Origin of the sequence: Nocardioides baculatus (genome assembly GCF_016735675.1) — a bacterium.
Classification (GTDB): domain Bacteria; phylum Actinomycetota; class Actinomycetes; order Propionibacteriales; family Nocardioidaceae; genus Nocardioides; species Nocardioides baculatus.
On record NZ_JAERSG010000006.1, the window covers coordinates 152,092 to 169,544 of the forward strand.

Consider the following 17,453-nt stretch of genomic DNA (forward strand, 5'->3'; position numbering starts at 1 on the left):
CGTGGAAGAATGACCCCACCCCGCCGCCGTACAGCTGAAAGCAGTCCGTGAGCCTCAAGAACGCGCCGAAGCCTGGCTCGACCGACCCGTCGATCATCCGCAACTTCTGCATCATCGCGCACATCGACCACGGCAAGTCGACCCTCGCCGACCGCATGCTCCAGCTCACCGGCGTCGTGGACGAGCGGTCGTCGCGCGCGCAGTACCTCGACCGGATGGACATCGAGCGCGAGCGCGGGATCACGATCAAGAGCCAGGCCGTGCGGATGCCGTGGACGGTGCCGGCCGACAACGCCGAGGGCGCCGAGCCCGGGCAGTACGTCCTCAACATGATCGACACCCCCGGCCACGTCGACTTCACCTACGAGGTGTCGCGCAGCCTCGAGGCGTGCGAGGCCGCCGTGCTGCTGGTCGACGCCGCGCAGGGGATCGAGGCGCAGACGCTCGCGAACCTCTACCTCGCGATGGGCGCCGACCTCCACATCATCCCGGTGCTCAACAAGATCGACCTGCCGAGCGCCAACGTGGAGAAGTACGCCGCCGAGCTCGCCGGCCTGGTCGGCTGCGAGCCCGAGGAGGTGCTGCTCACCAGCGCCAAGACCGGCGTCGGCGTGGAGACCCTGCTCAACGAGATCGTCAAGCAGACCCCGGCGCCCGTGGGCGACGCCGACGCCCCGGCCCGCGCGCTGATCTTCGACTCGGTCTACGACACCTACCGCGGCGTGGTGACCTACGTCCGCGTCGTCGACGGCAAGCTCAGCCACCGCGACCGGATCAAGATGATGTCGACCAACGCCGTGCACGAGATGCTCGAGGTCGGCGTCATCAGCCCCGAGCCGGTCAAGGCCGCGGACCTCGGCGTGGGCGAGGTGGGCTACCTGATCACGGGCGTGAAGGACGTCCGCCAGTCGCGCGTCGGTGACACCGTCACCTCCCAGCACCACGGCGCGACCGAGTCGCTCGGCGGCTACAAGCACCCCAACCCGATGGTCTACGCGGGCCTCTACCCGATCGACGGCGACGACTACCCGACGCTGCGTGACGCGCTGGAGAAGCTCCAGCTCAACGACGCCGCGCTGACCTACGAGCCCGAGACCTCCGGCGCGCTGGGCTTCGGCTTCCGCTGCGGCTTCCTCGGCCTGCTCCACATGGAGATCACCCGCGACCGCCTCGAGCGCGAGTTCGACCTCGACCTGATCTCGACCGCGCCCAACGTGGTCTACGGCGTCGTCATGGACGACGGCACCGAGCACGTGGTGACCAACCCGAGCGAGTACCCCGACGGCAAGGTCGCCGAGGTGCGGGAGCCCGTCGTGAAGGCGACGATCCTCGCGCCGGCCGACTACATCGGCACGATCATGGAGCTCTGCCAGCTCAAGCGCGGCAACCTGCAGGGGATGGACTACCTCTCCGAGGACCGCGTCGAGATGCGCTACACGCTGCCGATGGGCGAGATCGTCTTCGACTTCTTCGACCAGCTCAAGTCGCGCACCAAGGGCTACGCCTCGCTCGACTACGAGCGCTCGGGCGAGCAGGCGGCCGACCTCGTCAAGGTCGACATCCTGCTCCAGGGCGAGCCGGTCGACGCGTTCAGCGCGATCGTGCACAAGGACGCGGCCTACTCCTACGGCGTGATGATGGCCGGCAAGCTCAAGGACCTCATCCCGCGCCAGCAGTTCGAGGTGCCGATCCAGGCGGCCATCGGCGCGCGGGTGATCGCCCGCGAGACGATCCGCGCGATCCGCAAGGACGTCCTCGCCAAGTGCTACGGCGGTGACATCAGCCGCAAGCGCAAGCTGCTCGAGAAGCAGAAGGCCGGCAAGAAGCGGATGAAGAACATCGGCTCGGTCGAGGTCCCGCCGGAGGCGTTCGTCGCCGCGCTCGCGACCACGCAGCCGACGGAGAAGTCCGGCAAGAAGTGAGCCGCGTCGTCCGCAGCGACGCGGTCAGGGCCGAGCCCTGGGCCAACGGCGGCGGTACGACGCGGGAGCTGGCGCGCGCCGACGACGGGTCCTGGCGGATCAGCCTGGCCGAGATCGACCGCGACGGGCCGTTCTCGACCTTCGCCGGCCAGCACCGGCTGCTCACCGTGGTCGACGGACCGGTCCTCGACCTCGACGTCGACGGCCGGCCCCACGTCGTCGAGCCGCAGCGACCCTTCGCCTTCTCCGGTGATGCGCCCGTCGTCGCATCGGTCCCCGAGGGGCCGGTGACGGCCATCAACGTGATCGTCGACCCGGCCGTCGTGCAGCCGTTCGTCACGGTCCTCGAGCTCGGCCGCGGCTCGGCCCTCCCGCTCGCCGCCGACCAGGCGGCCTACGTCCTGAAGGGCGAGCAGTCGGGCTCGCTGGTCCTCGGCCCCGGCGAGGTCGCCGGTCGCGGCACGGTCACGGTCATCACGCTCGAGCGCGCCTGACCCATCCGGCTGCGCCCTCGCGGCGAAGCACCGGTATGCGACTCGACGACCGCCTGCGGGTGGAGCTGATGCGCGCCACGGCGCGCTTCACGGTGTCGTACGGCGACGACCTCAGGTTCGCGGGTGGCGACCTGCCGAGGCCGGAGCGGGTCCGGATGCCGACGCGGCACGGCAGGGTGGCAGTCCACCTCTACCGCCCCGCGCCGGGCCCGCTCCCCGTCCACGTCCATCTCCACGGCGGCGCGTTCCTGATGAGGTACCCCGCGATGGACGACTGGTGGTGCCGCTACGTCGCGGCGACCGCCGGGGTGGTCGTGGCCAACGTCGACTTCGAGGTCGCGCCTCGGGTGACCTACCCGGTCGCCCAGCACCAGGCGCACGACGTCGCCGCTGCGCTCGCCGCCGACGGGACTCCGGTCTCGGTCGGTGGGTTCAGCTCCGGCGGCGGGCTGGCCGCCTCCGTGGCGCTGCAGGCGCGCGACTCCGGGTCGTTCACGCCGACGCTCCAGGTGCTCGGCATCCCGGCCCTCGACCTGTCGGCAGAGCCGCGTGACGGTGACCCCGGCATGATCTCGCCGGCGCTGCGCCGCCTCGTGCGGCGCGTCTACCTCCCCGATCCGGCGACCCGCCTCGAGCCCTACGCCTCGCCGCTGCTCGCGCCGGACCTCGCCGGACTGCCGCCGGCGGTCGTCCTCACGGCGGAGCGCGACGTGCTCCGGGGGGAAGGAGATGCGTACGCCGACCGCTTGCGTGCCGCCGGCGTGCGTGTGGTCCACGACGTCACGCCGGGCGTCGATCACTACTTCCTCACCGAGGACCCGGTGCGCGCGCGGACGACGATGGCGATGGTCGCCGACGAGATCCGGGCAGCTACACCAGCTCGCGCGTGATCGTCACCGACGAGACGGTGATCCCCAGCCCGGCCTCGAGCGCGGCGACCGGCTCGTCGAGCTCGTCCTTGCGGGGCCGTCGGGTGCGGGCGAACCAGGTGACCTCGAGCGGCCGCCGGCGTGAGCTGCCGGCGGCCCGCCAGTAGCCGGTGATCCGGCCGTCCACCAGCAGGGGCGGCAGCACGAGGCCGTTGGCCCCGCTCCAGAGCCGCACGAGGTGGGCCGCCTCGGCGAAGCGCAGCCGCCCCGCCGGGTCGTAGGCGCACATCAGCGCGTCGAACTCGGGCAGTAGCCGCACACCGTCGATGGCACGAGGGGCGGCCGCGTCCGGCAGGTCGACGTAGGTCCGGTCGTCCGGTCCGTCGGCTGTCATGAGCCCGACCCGGGTGTCGATCGCCGCGAGCACCTCGTCGACGACGCGCAAGCCCATCCCCGACCACCACGCCAGGTCGTGACGGGACGCCGGTCCGTGGCAGCGCAGGTGCAGCTCGATCGCGGCCTCGATCGTGCCCACCCCGGGCAGGTGGGCGTACTCCGGCGCGCCCTGTCCCGCCCAGTCCCCGTTGACCGGACGCCGCACCAGGCCGCCGTGGCCGAAGGCGAGGTAGCGACCGGCCTGCCCCAGCCGTCCGGTGACCTCGTCCGCGCCCTCGTGCTCCACGAGCCACCGCTGGAGGTGGTCCTGGAGCTCGTCGGTCGTGCGCCACGTCGAGGCGTACGCCTCGGTCGCCGACCACAGGTCGTCGACGCTCGACCTCTCGAGGCGCAGCATCCGGTCCCAGAGCGTCCGTTGGCCGACGGCCGTGGCGGAGCCGAGGTCGGCGAACGAGCGGGGCGTGGTCGTGTGCACGGTCCCGCGGATCGTGCTGCCGCGCACGATGGCTCCGGTCTCGTAGGCGGCAGTGACCTCGTCGCGGGTGGTGCCGGGGAATCGGGAGGCGAGGCCGAGGAACGCCGAGCGCGCGGTCTGGGTCTGCATCGCACCGATCGCGGCGACGGCGGACGGCACGTCGAGGGCCGCGGACGGGAACTGCCTCGCCAGCGCCAGACCGGCCAGGTCGTCCCACGAGAGCGCCACCCTCTGCACGCTAGTGCCACCGGGATGGCCGGGACACCCCTGACCGGGGTTGACTGGAGGCATGCCCCTCACCCTGCGCGCGAGCCGCAGCATCCCGGTCGCCGTCGACGTGGCGTACGCCGCCGTGCTCCCGATGCCGCTGCCCCGGATCTTCAGCCGCCGCTACCTCGCCCTCCCGCCGATCAAGGAGGTCCGCGACCAGGACGGCGCGTGGGGGACGGTGGGCCAGACCCGCACGATCGTCCTGGCCGACGGCGGCACGATGCGCGAGACGCTCACCAGCCTCACGCCGGGTGTCGGCTTCGGCTACGACATCGCACCGGGCTCCGGGCCGCTGAAGCCGCTCGTGGGCAGCGCGCAGGGCACGTGGTCCTTCGCCCCGGCGGGCAACGGCGTCGAGGTGTCGTGGCAGTGGATCGTCACGCCGACGCGCGTGGGCGCGCTGGTCATGCCCGCGTTCGGGCGGATGTGGCAGGGCTACGCACGCCAGGCGCTGGAAGAGGTCGAGCAGGCACTGCTGGCGCGGTGACTCAGCCGCGCATCGCTCCGCCCGAGCGGCCGTAGGACTCGGCGACGATCTCGGCGACCACTGACAACGCGATCTCGCCGGGCGCCTTGCCCCCGAGGTCGTGACCGGCGGGGACGTGCAGCTTGCTGACGTCGACGCCCTCCGCGACCAGCTCCTCGACGAGCCCGGCAGCCCGGCTCCGGCTCGCCATCATCGCGACGTAGGCCGCCTCCGACGCGAGGGCGGCCCGCAGCACCGCCGGAGCGTCCGGGGCGTCGTGGTCGCACAGCACCACCGCGTCGCCCGGCTGCAGGTGGAGCCCCGGTCCGCCGTCGTCCGCGGACTCGACCAGCACGGTGCGCCCGACCGTCGACGCGATCGCCGCGATGCACCGGGCGATGGGGTTGTCACTGAGGACCACCACCCGCCCCCGCTGCACCGGCTCCGGGATCCACGACTGCTGCCGCTCGCTCACGACCCTCACCCTAGGGTCAAGGAGTGCCTGTCACCATCCCTAAGGGACTCCTGTCCCGGGCCGACCTGGGCGCCGACTGGGCGGCCTGGCTCGATCGGCTGCCGCGCAAGAGTGCCGACCTCGTCGACGAGTGGCACCTCCAGCAGACGGGACCCTCGCTCCACGGCTACTGCTCGCTCGTCGTCCCGGTCGTCGACGCCGACGGCGTACCCGGTGCCCTGAAGGTGACCTTCGACGGCGACGACGAGTCGCTGCACGAGGCGCTGGCGCTCCAGCACTGGTCGGCTCGTGGCGCCGTCAGGCTGCGCCGCGCCGACCCGCGCCGCCGCGCGATGCTCCTCGACTGGCTGCCCGGCCCCGACCTCGCCGACATCTGGGACGTCGAGGCCTGCGAGGTCGTGGGCGGTCTCTACGGTCGCCTCCACATCCCCGCACTCCCGCAGCTCGCCTCCGTGTCGTCGTACGTGGAGCGATCGCTCCGCGAGCTCGACGAGCTCGGCCGCGACATCCCGGTCCCGCGGCGCTACGTCGAGCAGGCGCTGAGCCTCGGGCCCGACCTGCTCGCCGACGAGCGCCCGATGGTGGTGGTCCACGGCGACCTGCACTACGCCAACGTGATGGCCGACGCCGCAGGGGAGTGGGTGGCCATCGACCCCAAGCCGATGGCGGGCGACGCGCACTACGAGCCTGCGCCGATGCTGTGGAACCGGATGGACGAGCTCAGCGGTCCGGGCGCGGTCGGGTCGGTGCGCGACGGCCTGCGGCGGAGGTTCCACGCGCTCGTCGACACGGCCGGGCTCGACGAGGACCGGGCGCGGGACTGGGTCGTCGTACGCATGGTGGTGAATGCCGGCTGGTCGGTGCAGGACGCCCGGCGCGCCGGTCGGGACCTCGACGCCGACGAGCGGGACTGGATCACCCGCTGCATCGCGATCGTGAAGGCCGTGCAGGACTGAACCGGCCGCCCCGTTGCTCCGAAAGTCGCATCCTGCGGGCGGATTCGGGACAAAACGCCGAGATTGCTACCACCCGGTAACGCAAGTGATCTAGGTTACAGCCCAAGTCAGCCGCATCCCCCCGCTGTGTGGCGCTGTCGCGCCACGCTCCGACGAATGAGTAGGTAACAGATGCCGACCACCATCGACACGGCCTTCCTCGACACCATGCCGGCCAACGTGGCCGTCCAGTTCTTCGGCCGCGTCGCCAAGACGCCGGACGCCGAGGCCTTCCGGTTCCCGCGTGGGGAGGCCTGGGAGTCCGTCACCTGGAAGCAGGTCGGCGACAAGGTCGAGGCCCTCGCCGCCGGCCTGATCGCGCTGGGCATCGAGCCCGAGCAGCGCGTCGGCATCGCCTCCGGCACCCGCTACGAGTGGATCCTGGCCGACCTCGCGGTGATGTGCGCCGCCGGCGCCACCACCACCGTCTACCCGAGCACCAACGCGGAGGACGTGGCCTACATCCTCGGCGACTCGGAGAGCCGTGTGGTCTTCGCCGAGGACGACGACCAGATCAAGAAGCTCACCGACCACCGCGCCGAGCTCCCGCACATCACCAAGGTCGTCACCTTCGACGGCAAGGCCGACGGCGACTGGGTCATCACGCTCGACGACCTCGCCGAGCTGGGTGCCGCCAAGCTCGCGGACGACCCCGAGGTCGTCAAGACGGCGTCCGAGGCGGTCAGCCCCGACCAGCTCGCGACCCTGATCTACACCTCCGGCACGACCGGCCGCCCCAAGGGCGTCCGCCTGCGCCACAAGTCCTGGGTCTACGAGGGCGAGGCCATCAAGGCGCAGAAGATCCTCGACGAGTCCGACCTCCAGTTCCTCTGGCTGCCGATGGCCCACTCGTTCGGCAAGGTGCTCCTCTCCACCCAGCTCGCCTGCGGCTTCGCGTCCGCGGTCGACGGTCGCGTGGAGAAGATCGTCGACAACTGCGCCGCGGTGAAGCCGACGTTCATGGGCGCCGCACCGCGCATCTTCGAGAAGGCCTACGGCCGGATCCAGACGATGCAGGCGGCCGAGGGCGGCGCCAAGGAGAAGATCTTCCACAAGGCGTTCGCGGTCGGCCTCGAGGTCGACCGGCTCAAGCGCGAGGGCAAGTCGGTCCCGCTGCCGCTCAAGGTCCAGCACGGCCTCTTCGACAAGCTCGTCTTCAGCAAGGTGCGCGAGCGCTTCGGCGGACGCGTGCGCTTCTTCATCTCCGGCTCCGCCGCCCTCAACCGGGAGATCGCCGAGTGGTTCAACGCCGCCGGCATCGTGATCCTCGAGGGCTACGGCATGACGGAGAACTCCGCCGGCGGCACGGTCAACCACCCCGACCGCAACCGCATCGGCACCGTCGGCCCCGCGCTGCCCGGCAGCGAGGTCAAGATCGGTGAGGGCGACGAGGTCATGCTGCGCGGCCCGCACGTCATGGAGGGCTACCACAACCTCCCGGAGGAGACGGCCAAGACGCTGACCTCCGACGGCTGGCTGCACACCGGCGACAAGGGCTCGCTCGACGCCGACGGCTACCTGACCATCACCGGTCGCATCAAGGAGCTCTTCAAGACCTCCGGCGGCAAGTACATCGCCCCGCCGGCGATCGAGTCGAAGTTCAAGGCGATCTGCCCCTACGCCGGCCAGTTCATGGTCTTCGGCAACGAGCGCAACTACGTCGTCGCGCTGATCACCCTCGACCCCGACGCGATGGCCGGCTGGGCCGCCGAGAACGGCATGGAGGGCAAGTCCTACACCGAGGTCGTCCAGAGCGACGCGGTGCACACGATGGTCAGCAACTACGTCGACGAGCTCAACGCCAAGCTCAACCGCTGGGAGACCATCAAGAAGTGGAAGCTCCTCGACCACGACCTCACCATCGAGTCCGGTGAGCTCACCCCCTCGATGAAGGTCAAGCGCAACGTCGTGGAGGAGAACCACAAGGCGCTGATCGACGAGATGTACGCCTGACGCACCACGTAGGACACGCGCGGGGGCCGGTGGGTGACCACTGGCCCCCGCGGCGCGTCTGCGTGGTTGGATGACGACCGTGCCCCCCGCTCAACCCGACGGCGACGTCGCGCCCGAGGACGGCCTGCTCCCCGACGAGTCGTGGGCGGAGTTCGGCCGCAAGCCGTTCGGCCTCTACGTGCACGTGCCGTTCTGCAGCGTGCGCTGCGGCTACTGCGACTTCAACACCTACACCGCTCACGAGCTCGGCGACGAGGTCGGCGCCAGCCGGTCGTCGTACGCAGAGGCGGCGATCGGTGAGATCCGCTTCGCCCGCCACGTGCTGGGCCACCGCGACGTCACCATCGACACGATCTTCTTCGGCGGAGGGACGCCGACCCTGCTGAAGCCGGCCGACCTCGGGGCGGTCCTGGCCAGCGCGGCGGCCGAGTTCGGACTGGCCGACGACGTCGAGATCACCACCGAGGCCAACCCCGACAGCGTCGCCGCGTGGGACCTCGAGGAGCTGCGCACGGCCGGCTTCAACCGGATCAGCTTCGGCATGCAGTCGGCCGTCGACCACGTGCTGCGCACGCTCGACCGCACCCACGACCCGATGCGCGTGCCAGCGGTCGTCGACTGGGCGCGGCAGGCCGGCTTCGACGACGTCAGCCTCGACCTCATCTACGGCACGCCCGGCGAGTCGATCGCCGACTGGGAGACGTCGGTGGACACGGCGCTGGCCTGCGAGCCCGACCACGTCTCGGCGTACTCCCTCATCGTCGAGGAGGGCACCGCGATGGGGCGCCAGGTCGCGCGCGGCGAGCTGCCGATGCCCGACGAGGACGACCTCGCCGACAAGTACCTGCTGGCCGACGAGCGGTTCTCGGCCGCGGGCCTCGGGTGGTACGAGGTCTCCAACTGGGCGAGCTCGCCCGACCACTGGTGCCGGCACAACCAGCTCTACTGGACCGGTGGCCACTGGTGGGGCGTCGGGCCCGGCGCCCACTCGCACGTCGGCGGGACGCGGTGGTGGAACGTCAAGCACCCGGCGGCGTACGCCGAGAGGCTGGCGCGCGGCGTCTCACCCGCGCTGGCCCGCGAGGTCCTCGGCTACCGCGACCAGAAGGTCGAGCGGATCCTGCTCGAGATCCGGCTCGTCGAGGGGCTGCCGGTCACCGCGCTCGACGCCCACGGCCGCTCGCAGATCGCGCGCCTGGTCGCCGACGGGCTCGTCGACCTCGTCGCCGAGCGACTGGTCCTCACGCTGCGCGGCCGGCTGCTCGCCGACGCGATCGTGCGCGACCTCGTCGACTGAGCGGTCGCGGTCGCCGCCCCCAGGTTCCCGAGAGGCTCCACGGGATCTGGGTGAAGCCGTGCCAATCTGCGAAGCGGATGGCACGCTTTCCCCGGGCAACAACGGGGAGCAGCATGGTCAGTGACGACGGCATGACGACGCCGGACGAGCACGGACGTCCGAGCAGCTGGGGCGGCGCTGAGGCGTGGAACCTGCTGCGCCGCATCGCCGTGGACGCGCGGCGTCGCCACGGGTTCCGGGTCGCTGGGGTCGAGGTGCTGCGGGGTGACGGACTCCTCGAGCTCGTCGCCTTCACCGGCCGGTCGGACTACGAGGCCGTCGGTACGGGCACCAGCTTCTCGCGCGTCCACGTGGAGCAGGTCCTGGAGCTCGGGACCCGCTACGGCAGGTTCGTGTTCCTGCCGGAGGAGGACATGGACCCCGACCTCCAGGTGGCGGTGGGTGGCTACGGCTACGTGCCGGAGATACCCGAGTCGTCCGACCCCGATGCCTGGCGTCCGCTGGACATGCTGGTGGGGCACGTGGTCGATCAGACGGGCAGCACGCGTGCGCTCCTGCACCTCGACGATCCGGTCACCGGTCGACGGCCCCCGGCCGGGGAGCTGCAGGAGATCGCCGAGAGCCTGGAGGTGTCGTTGCTGGCCATCCTCGCGATCGTCGACCGCGAGGAGCTCACGAGGCGCTCCCGGCTCGACGAGCTCTCCCGCGCCGTGGTGCGTGCCTCGTCCGGACACGCGGGCAGCACCGACCTGATCACCCTGGTCCATCCCGACCTGGTGGTCGGGTTCCGCGCCCTGTCCGTCGAGGTCCTCCTTCTCGACGGCGACGTGTTCGCGCCGGGGCCGGGGATCGTCGCCGAGTGGGCCGACGAGGTGCGTACCGCCGTGGAGGAGGCCAGCCGACGAGCGTGGGACCGGGAGACGTTGGTCGTCGTGGACCGGGACCGGGTCTGGGGGGACGACGAGCTGGACCGGGCCCATCATCGAGACCTGGCCGGTCACCTCGTGGACCACGCGGCGCACGAGCTGTTGCTGGTGCCCGTGGGATCGGGAGGCGAGCCGATCGGCGTCCTGGTCGTGGTCCGTGACTCGGCGGCGGACCGCTGGACCATCGGCGAGGGCCACGGGGCCGTCGCCGTGGGTCACGACCTGGGCCGGGCGCTGCTCAGCGCCCGCGCGTACGAGCGCGAGGTGCAGCTGGTCGAGCAGCTGCGGCGCGTCGACGACCACCGTCGCCAGCTGGTGGCGACGATCTCGCACGAGCTGAAGACGCCCTTGGCCGCCATCCTCGGGCACGTGGACCTGCTGCACGACGACGGCACGCTCGGTCCCGACGCGAACACGTCCCTCGACGTGCTCGACCGCAGCACCTCGCGCCTCGTCTCGCTCGTGGACAACCTGCTCATGCTCAGCCGCCTGGAGAGCGCGGACACACCGCCGGTCGACGAGGTGGTCGAGCTCGGCGGCCTGCTCGACGAGGTCATGCTCGACGAGGCCGCGCTCGCCGCGCTCGGCGGGGTCACGCTCCACCGCACCACGCGGGGGAGCGGGATGACGGTTGCCGGTGACCGGGAGGAGCTGCGTCGCCTGATGGCGAACCTGATCAGCAACGCGGTGAAGTACGCCCGGGCCGGAGGAACCGTGCGAGTGTCACTGGCGGCGCACGACGGTCACGTGGTCTTCTCCTGCGCCGACGACGGCATTGGGATCTCCGCCGAGGACCAGCTGCGCCTGAGCGAGGAGTTCTTCCGCTCGACCAACCCGGACGCGGTCCGGCGTGCCGGCACGGGCCTGGGCCTGGCCATCGTCCGGCGCATCCTCAGCCGCTGCGGTGGCCGCCTCGAGGTGGAGAGCGAGCTCGACTCCGGGACGACGATGACGGTGATCCTGCCCGCGGCCGGGGATGCGCCGACAGCTGCTGGTGCTACGGCTGGGTCGTGAAGTCGATGAGCTCTTCCACCCGGCCGAGGAGGGCGGGCTCGAGGTCGGCGTAGGACGTGACGCGGCCGAGGATGTGCTTCCAGGCGCGGGCGATGTCGGCCTGGTCGCGGTGCGGCCAGCCGAGCTGCTGGCAGGTGCCGGTCTTCCAGTCGATGCCGCGCGGGACCGAGGGCCACGTCGCGATGCCGAGCCGGTCGGGCTTCACGGCCTGCCAGACGTCGATGAACGGGTGACCGACGACCAGCACGTGCTTGCCGACGGGGGAGCGGGCGATGCCCTGCGCGATCCGCGCCTCCTTCGACCCCGGGACGAGGTGATCGACGAGGACGCCGACACGGCGGTCGGGGCCGGGACGGAAGTCGCGCAGGTGGTCGGCGAGGTCGTCGACACCGCCGAGGTACTCCACGACGACGCCCTCGATCCGCAGGTCGTCGCCCCACACCTTCTCGACCAGCTCGGCGTCGTGACGGCCCTCGACGAAGATCCGGCTGGCCCGGGCGACCCGGGCCTTGGCGCCCTGCACGGCGACCGACCCGGACGCCGTACGCGTGGGGGCCGCGGGCGCGCCCGACCGGACCGGGCGGGTGAGGATGACCGGCTTGCCCTCGATCAGGAAGCCGGGGCCGAGCGGGAACGTACGCCGCTTGCCGCGGCGGTCCTCGAGCGTGAGCGTGTCGATGTCGCGGTCGACGGCGACGACCTCGCCGCACCAGTCGGTGGTGACCTCCTCGACGACCATGCCGATCTCCGTCGGCACCTCCACGGCGCGACCTTTGCGCGGGGCTTTCCAATCACCCGAAAGGACGTCGGTTCCGTAGCGATCGAGAGGCACCGCACTACGGTAGGCACCCACACACGATCTCGGGGGAGGCCACGCCGTGACCACGCGCGCGACCACGTCACACCAGCACGTCCAGCACATCCAGCACGTCACCGCGGTCCGACCCGCGCGGCGCCCGACCCGCTGGGGGCGGGTCCGGGCCCTCCTGACGCGGGAGCAGGGCGAGGAGGACGGCGTCTTCCGCCCGGTGCGGCTGCCGATGTGGATCGACCTCGGCATCTCGGCCGCGATCATCCTGGTCGTGGCCGCCAGCTTCGTCGGCTTCATCGTGTGGCTCGCCCGGACCCAGGGCCGCTGATGGCGCGCAACCGGCCCACGCAGCAGTCCGCGATCGCCAGGTCGTTCGGCGGTCGCAGCGGCTTCGTCTCCGAGGAGCTCACCAGCCGGGACCAGCCGGGCGAGCAGATGAGCCGGTGGGAGCGCAGCGCCGCCTGGCTCAACTGGCGGGACTCGCACAACCACTACGAGGAGTACGCCGACGACAACCGGTTCCGCTTCGGCCGCCTGCTCCCGTCCTACGAGCTGGTGATCGCCATCGGCATCGCACTCGTCTTCGTCGGTGGCTACGCGGTGTTCATCGCGTTCCTCGCGCTGACGCGCTAGCCCGCTGACCTGCGCCAGTGCTGCGCACTGGCCCCTGAGTCGCGGGGAGACTCACGGTGCATCCCGGGCGTGTCGCCGGCCCGGGACGGCCGTTCTGGCCCGTGAGTCCCTGGGAGACTCACGGGCCAGTGCTCGGTGACTCAGCCCGCGGCGGGGCCGTCGGACTGGTCGGACTCGTCGTCCACTTCCTCACCCGGGTCCGGGTCCGAGTCCGAGTCCGAATCGCTCGACGACTCGACCGGCGGGTTCCCCAGGTCCTCCTGGGTGGCGTCCATCTCGAGCTCGTCGCGGTCCTTGGTCTCCTCCGCGTCGGGATCGAGCGGCTCCGCCAGCGGATTGTCCTCGCCGGGCTGGAGGTCGTCGGGGAGCTGGTCGTCGGAGATCCCGCCGAGCGTGGCCCCGTCGGGCGAGGCCGTACCGCCGGTGTGGTCGGCGTCTGCCTCGCTGGTGCCGCTCGAGGACTTCGGGGTGTCGGTCGACTGGTCGTTGTCGGAATCCGGGGCGTTCTCGCTCATGAACCAGTCCTACCGGGCGCCCAGCAGGCGGGCCAGCCCCGGAGGGGTGGGGGTCAGACCAGCGGGAGCCGCTTCTGGCTGCGGGGGAGGTGCTCGTAGCCCAGCCGCACAGCGCTCTCCAGCAGGGCGGGGTCCCACGGCCACTCGCCCTCGGCGAGTGCCTGCGACTGCGGTACGCCGCGGGAGGCGAGGTCGCGGATGGTCTCGGCGATCACGCCCATCTCGGCCCGCTGGTCCTGCACGAAGTCCTTGTCGACGACCGTGCCGTGACCCGGCACCACGACCGTCGCGTCCGACATCAGGCTGATCACGAGGTCCAGGGTCGTCGGCCACTCCAGTGGCCAGGAGTCGTCGCCGATGAACGGCGGGTCGGACTCCTCGATGAGGTCGCCGCCGAGCAGGACGTCGGCGTCGGGCACCCGGACGACGAGGTCGCCCGCGGTGTGGCCGCGCCCGGGGTGGATCAGCTCGACCGCGCGGTCGCCGAGGTCGAGCTGGACGGCGGAGGAGAAGGTGTGGGTCGGCAGGTGCAGGGTGGTCGCGAGGACCTCCTCGCGGCGCGGGTGGTCGGTGGCCTGCTCGTAGTGCGCGAACGTGTGGCCGGCCGACACCTCGATGTGGTCGCGCGCCCACTCGGTGGCGTGGATCGGCATCTCGCCGAACTGCTCGACCATGGTCGCGTTGCCGAAGTGGTGGTCCCAGTGCTCGTGGGTGTTGACGATCCCGGTGAGCGGGCCCGCGCCCAGGCGGCGCACGTCGTCGGCGACGACCCGCGCGGCCTCCGCCGAGCCGTGCGTGTCGACCATCAGCAGCCCGTCGGAGCCGCCGACCAGGGTGATGTTGACGTGCATCCAGTCGTAGTGCGCCACCCAGACCCGTGGCGCGACCTCGGTGAACCAGGACGTGGTGTCGGGCATGCGTCGGACCCTACGGGCTGCTAGTAGAGTTGGCACTCCCATCAGACGAGTGCCAGACACGAGTGCCGGCGAGGAGGTCCCGTGGTCGACGACCGCAAGCTCGACGTGCTGCGCGCGATCGTCGAGGACTACGTCGCGACCGAGGAGCCGGTCGGCTCCAAGGCCCTCGTCGAGCGGCACGGCCTCGGCGTCTCGCCGGCGACGGTCCGCAACGACATGGCGGCGCTGGAGGAGGAGGGCTACATCCACCAGCCCCACACCAGCGCCGGCCGGGTGCCGACCGACAAGGGCTACCGGCTCTTCGTCGACAAGCTCGCCACCCTCAAGCCGATGAGCACGGCCGAGCGTCGTGCGATCTCCACGCTCCTCGACGGTGCCGTCGACCTCGACGACGTCGTGCAGAAGTCGGTGCGGCTGCTGAGCCAGCTGACGCGCCAGGTCGCGATCGTGCAGTACCCCACGCTCTCCCGCTCGACCGTCCGCCACGTGGAGCTCGTCGCGCTCACGCCGACGCGGCTGATGCTGATCCTGATCCTCAGCACCGGCCGGGTCGAGCAGCGCCTCGTCGAGCTGGAGACGGCGCTTGCCGACGCCGAGCTCGCCGAGCTCCGGGTCGCGGTCAACCGCGCCACGGCCGGGGTGCAGATCGCGGCGGCCGCGGCTGCGCTGGGCGACCTGCCCGACGCCGTACGCCCCGAGCAGGCCGACAGCACCCGCTCGATCGTGACCGTGCTGGCCGAGGCGATGTCCGACCACCGCAGCGATGAGCGCGTCGCCGTGAGCGGCACCGCCAACCTCGCCCGCTACGGCGACTTCGACACCGCCGTCCGCCCGCTCCTCGAGGCCTTGGAGGAGCACGTCGTGCTGCTCAAGCTGCTGGGGGAGTCGGGCGCCGACGCCGTCACCGTCCGCATCGGCCACGAAGGCCCCTACTCCGAGCTCGCCGCGACCAGCGTCGTGGCCACCGGCTACGGACCGATGGACGCCCACCTCGGCTCCCTCGGCGTGGTCGGACCGACCCGCATGGACTACCCCGGATCCATGGCCGCCGTGCGTGCCGTCGCGCGCTACGTGTCCCGGATCCTCGATGAAGGAAACCAGTGACCCAGGACCCCTACGAGATCCTCGGCGTCTCCCGCGACGCGAGCGCCGACGACGTCAAGAAGGCCTACCGCAAGCTGGCCCGCCAGCTGCACCCCGACGTCAACCCGGATCCCGAGACGCAGGAGCGCTTCAAGGACGTCTCGCGCGCCTACGAGGTGCTCAGCGACCCGCAGAAGCGGGCGGCCTACGACCGGGGCGGCGACGCCTTCAGCCAGGGCTTCGGCGGCGCCGGCCAGGGCTTCTCGTTCACCGACATCATGGACGCGTTCTTCGGCGGCGGCGCTGCTGCCGGCACCGGCTCCCGCGGTCCTCGCTCGCGGGCCCGGCGCGGCCAGGACGCCCTCATCCGCCTCGACGTGGCGCTGGCCGACGCGGCCTTCGGGGTCACCCGCGACCTCAAGGTCGACACCGCGCTGACCTGCGAGGCCTGCCACGGCGAGGGCACGGCCCCCGGGACGTCGCCGATCGCCTGCGAGACCTGCCACGGACAAGGCGAGGTCGCCGTCGTGCAGCGCTCGTTCCTCGGCGAGATCCGCACGCTGCGCCCGTGCGCGGCCTGCCGCGGCTACGGCTCGATCATCCCCGACCCCTGCCGCGAGTGCTCGGGCGACGGCCGCGTCCGCTCGCGCCGCACCCTGACCGTGAAGATCCCCGCGGGCGTCGACCACGGCACCCGCGTGCAGCTGTCCGGCCAGGGTGAGGTCGGCCCGGGCGGCGGCCCCGCCGGTGACCTCTACGTCGAGATCCACGTCGAGCCGCACCCGACCTTCACCCGCCACGGCAACGACCTCCACACGACGGTCTCCCTGCCGATGACGGCCGCCGCTCTCGGCACCCACCTCACGCTGCCGCTCCTCGAGGCGGACCTGAAGCCGTCCGAGTCCGACGGCAAGGACGACGAGAAGCCGGTCACGACGTACGACCTCGACGTCCGCCCCGGCACCCAGTCGGGCAGCGAGCAGGTGATCCGCGGCTTCGGCGTGCCGAGCCTGCGTGGTGGTCGCGGCGACCTGGTGGTCAGCATCAAGGTCGACACCCCGACGCGGCTCGACCCGCGCCAGGAGGAGCTGCTGCGCGAGCTGGCCGCGATCCGCGGCGAGGAGTCGCCGGACGGCCAGAACGAGGCGCCGACCCGCGGCATGTTCGGTCGGCTCCGCGACGCCTTCCAGGGCTGACGCGTGTCCCTGCCGGTCCACCTCGTCGAGTCACTGGCCGGCGCGACGCCCGGCTCGCTCGTGGAGGTCACGGGCGACGAGGCGCACCACGCGGTCGCCGTACGCCGCCTGCGTGAGGGCGAGCAGGTCGTCCTGACCGACGGCCGGGGCACCTCGGTCACGGGGTCGGTCGCGTCGACCGGCAAGCGGGTGTTCGCCGTCTCGGTCGGGTCGGTGACTCACGACGACCGCCCCGAGCCTGCGATCACCGTCGTCCAGGCGCTGCCCAAGGGCGACCGCGGCGAGCTCGCCGTCGAGGTGCTGACCGAGGTCGGCGTCGACCGCGTCGTGCCGTGGGCCGCCTCGCGCTCCGTCGCGGTCTGGAAGGGCGAGCGCGCCGCGAAGTCCCACGCCAAGTGGCAGGCCACCGCCCGCGAGGCCGCCAAGCAGTCGCGCCGCTCGTGGCTGCCGACCGTCATGCCTCTGGCGTCGACCGCCGACCTCGCAGCCATCGTCGCCGAGGCCGACCTTGCCGTCGTGCTCCATGAGGACGGGACCGACCCGCTCAGCGCCGTCGTCGTCCCCACCACGGGGCGGATCGTGGTCGTCGTCGGTCCGGAGGGCGGGATCTCGCCCGAGGAGCTCGACGCCCTCGCCGCCGCGGGGGCGCAGGCCGTACGGCTGGGTGCCGAGGTGCTGCGCACCTCGACCGCCGGCGTGGTCGCCGTCGCGGCCCTGCTGTCGCGCACCGACCGCTGGGCCTGATC

At 71.8% G+C, this 17,453-nt stretch carries 18 protein-coding genes; 13 read left to right on the forward strand and 5 right to left on the reverse strand.

The features are described from left to right. The first annotated feature begins 47 nt into the window (after positions 1 to 47). From lepA to JI751_RS18500, 3 genes are read left to right on the forward strand one after another with little or no spacing between them, the layout of a single operon-like run. On the forward strand, positions 48 to 1,922 hold the full coding sequence (gene lepA / locus JI751_RS18490; RefSeq protein WP_201939965.1) for a translation elongation factor 4: 1,875 nt from the start codon (positions 48 to 50) through the stop codon (positions 1,920 to 1,922). Beyond that, positions 1,919 to 2,416: a HutD/Ves family protein gene (locus JI751_RS18495; protein ID WP_201939968.1), complete on the forward strand. Its 498-nt coding sequence runs from the start codon at positions 1,919 to 1,921 to the stop codon at positions 2,414 to 2,416. The genes lepA and JI751_RS18495 overlap by 4 nt, the downstream gene beginning before the upstream one ends. A 35-nt stretch (positions 2,417 to 2,451) precedes the next feature. Continuing rightward, positions 2,452 to 3,306 carry an alpha/beta hydrolase fold domain-containing protein gene (locus tag JI751_RS18500; RefSeq protein WP_201939969.1) on the forward strand — a complete coding sequence of 285 codons (855 nt, stop codon included), beginning with the start codon at positions 2,452 to 2,454 and terminating at the stop codon, positions 3,304 to 3,306. On the opposite strand, the gene JI751_RS18505 is transcribed toward JI751_RS18500, so the two are convergent. Then, positions 3,287 to 4,384 (reverse strand): DNA glycosylase AlkZ-like family protein, encoded by a 1,098-nt coding sequence (locus tag JI751_RS18505; RefSeq protein WP_201939972.1) that lies wholly within the window; start codon positions 4,382 to 4,384, stop codon positions 3,287 to 3,289. The genes JI751_RS18500 and JI751_RS18505 overlap by 20 nt on opposite strands. A gap of 61 nt (positions 4,385 to 4,445) precedes the next feature. Here JI751_RS18505 and JI751_RS18510 point away from each other — a divergent pair, with 61 nt between their 5' ends. Continuing rightward, complete coding sequence (locus JI751_RS18510; protein WP_201939974.1) at positions 4,446 to 4,913, forward strand: SRPBCC family protein; 468 nt, start codon at positions 4,446 to 4,448, stop codon at positions 4,911 to 4,913. Between the two features lies 1 nt (position 4,914). Here the strand turns inward: JI751_RS18510 and JI751_RS18515 are convergent, their stop codons facing one another. Next, positions 4,915 to 5,367 carry an XdhC family protein gene (locus tag JI751_RS18515; RefSeq protein WP_201939975.1) on the reverse strand — a complete coding sequence of 151 codons (453 nt, stop codon included), beginning with the start codon at positions 5,365 to 5,367 and terminating at the stop codon, positions 4,915 to 4,917. Positions 5,368 to 5,390: 23 nt separating this feature from the next. Between JI751_RS18515 and JI751_RS18520 the strand changes: the two genes are divergently transcribed. The 4 genes from JI751_RS18520 to JI751_RS18535 all read left to right on the forward strand — a co-directional run bounded on the left by JI751_RS18520 (position 5,391) and on the right by JI751_RS18535 (position 11,552). Beyond that, on the forward strand, positions 5,391 to 6,323 hold the full coding sequence (locus JI751_RS18520; protein WP_201939977.1) for an aminoglycoside phosphotransferase family protein: 933 nt from the start codon (positions 5,391 to 5,393) through the stop codon (positions 6,321 to 6,323). A 171-nt stretch (positions 6,324 to 6,494) separates the two neighbouring features. Then, on the forward strand, positions 6,495 to 8,315 hold the full coding sequence (locus JI751_RS18525) for an AMP-dependent synthetase/ligase (RefSeq protein ID WP_201939979.1): 1,821 nt from the start codon (positions 6,495 to 6,497) through the stop codon (positions 8,313 to 8,315). A gap of 79 nt (positions 8,316 to 8,394) precedes the next feature. After that, positions 8,395 to 9,612 carry a radical SAM family heme chaperone HemW gene (hemW, locus tag JI751_RS18530; RefSeq protein ID WP_201939981.1) on the forward strand — a complete coding sequence of 406 codons (1,218 nt, stop codon included), beginning with the start codon at positions 8,395 to 8,397 and terminating at the stop codon, positions 9,610 to 9,612. Between the two features lie 113 nt (positions 9,613 to 9,725). Beyond that, positions 9,726 to 11,552, forward strand: a complete 1,827-nt coding sequence (locus JI751_RS18535) for a sensor histidine kinase (protein ID WP_201939983.1) — start codon at positions 9,726 to 9,728, stop codon at positions 11,550 to 11,552. Here the strand turns inward: JI751_RS18535 and JI751_RS18540 are convergent. Further along, positions 11,536 to 12,384, reverse strand: coding sequence for a DUF3097 domain-containing protein (locus tag JI751_RS18540; RefSeq protein ID WP_307814371.1), 849 nt, complete (start codon positions 12,382 to 12,384; stop codon positions 11,536 to 11,538). The two genes, JI751_RS18535 and JI751_RS18540, sit on opposite strands and share 17 nt — an antisense overlap. A 46-nt stretch (positions 12,385 to 12,430) precedes the next feature. Between JI751_RS18540 and JI751_RS18545 the strand changes: the two genes are divergently transcribed. Both JI751_RS18545 and JI751_RS18550 read left to right on the forward strand, forming a co-directional pair. Further along, positions 12,431 to 12,691, forward strand: a complete 261-nt coding sequence (locus tag JI751_RS18545; RefSeq protein WP_201939986.1) for a hypothetical protein — start codon at positions 12,431 to 12,433, stop codon at positions 12,689 to 12,691. After that, positions 12,691 to 12,996: a hypothetical protein gene (locus tag JI751_RS18550; RefSeq protein ID WP_201939988.1), complete on the forward strand. Its 306-nt coding sequence runs from the start codon at positions 12,691 to 12,693 to the stop codon at positions 12,994 to 12,996. The genes JI751_RS18545 and JI751_RS18550 overlap by 1 nt, the downstream gene beginning before the upstream one ends. Positions 12,997 to 13,136: 140 nt before the next feature. On the opposite strand, the gene JI751_RS18555 is transcribed toward JI751_RS18550, so the two are convergent. Both JI751_RS18555 and JI751_RS18560 read right to left on the reverse strand, forming a co-directional pair. Then, positions 13,137 to 13,511, reverse strand: coding sequence for a hypothetical protein (locus tag JI751_RS18555; RefSeq protein ID WP_201939990.1), 375 nt, complete (start codon positions 13,509 to 13,511; stop codon positions 13,137 to 13,139). Positions 13,512 to 13,564: 53 nt separating this feature from the next. Next, entirely contained in the window at positions 13,565 to 14,428 is an 864-nt protein-coding gene (locus JI751_RS18560; protein WP_201939992.1) for an MBL fold metallo-hydrolase, read from the reverse strand. 81 nt (positions 14,429 to 14,509) lie between these two features. Between JI751_RS18560 and hrcA the strand changes: the two genes are divergently transcribed. From hrcA to JI751_RS18575, 3 genes are read left to right on the forward strand one after another with little or no spacing between them, the layout of a single operon-like run. Further along, positions 14,510 to 15,532, forward strand: coding sequence for a heat-inducible transcriptional repressor HrcA (gene hrcA, locus JI751_RS18565; protein ID WP_201939994.1), 1,023 nt, complete (start codon positions 14,510 to 14,512; stop codon positions 15,530 to 15,532). Further along, entirely contained in the window at positions 15,529 to 16,707 is a 1,179-nt protein-coding gene (gene dnaJ / locus JI751_RS18570; protein WP_201939996.1) for a molecular chaperone DnaJ, read from the forward strand. Before hrcA ends, dnaJ begins: the two co-directional genes overlap by 4 nt. A 3-nt stretch (positions 16,708 to 16,710) precedes the next feature. Further along, positions 16,711 to 17,451 carry a 16S rRNA (uracil(1498)-N(3))-methyltransferase gene (locus tag JI751_RS18575; RefSeq protein ID WP_201939997.1) on the forward strand — a complete coding sequence of 247 codons (741 nt, stop codon included), beginning with the start codon at positions 16,711 to 16,713 and terminating at the stop codon, positions 17,449 to 17,451. Positions 17,452 to 17,453: the final 2 nt, after the last annotated feature.

Coding starts and splice junctions, on each gene's coding strand:
- JI751_RS18525 (WP_201939979.1), top strand. CDS start 6,495: ATGCCGACCACCATCGACACGGCCTTCCTCGACACCATGCCGGCCAAC.
- JI751_RS18550 (WP_201939988.1), top strand. CDS start 12,691: ATGGCGCGCAACCGGCCCACGCAGCAGTCCGCGATCGCCAGGTCGTTC.
- JI751_RS18510 (WP_201939974.1), top strand. CDS start 4,446: ATGCCCCTCACCCTGCGCGCGAGCCGCAGCATCCCGGTCGCCGTCGAC.
- JI751_RS18560 (WP_201939992.1), bottom strand. CDS start 14,428: ATGCCCGACACCACGTCCTGGTTCACCGAGGTCGCGCCACGGGTCTGG.
- JI751_RS18535 (WP_201939983.1), top strand. CDS start 9,726: ATGGTCAGTGACGACGGCATGACGACGCCGGACGAGCACGGACGTCCG.
- JI751_RS18555 (WP_201939990.1), bottom strand. CDS start 13,511: ATGAGCGAGAACGCCCCGGATTCCGACAACGACCAGTCGACCGACACC.
- JI751_RS18500 (WP_201939969.1), top strand. CDS start 2,452: ATGCGACTCGACGACCGCCTGCGGGTGGAGCTGATGCGCGCCACGGCG.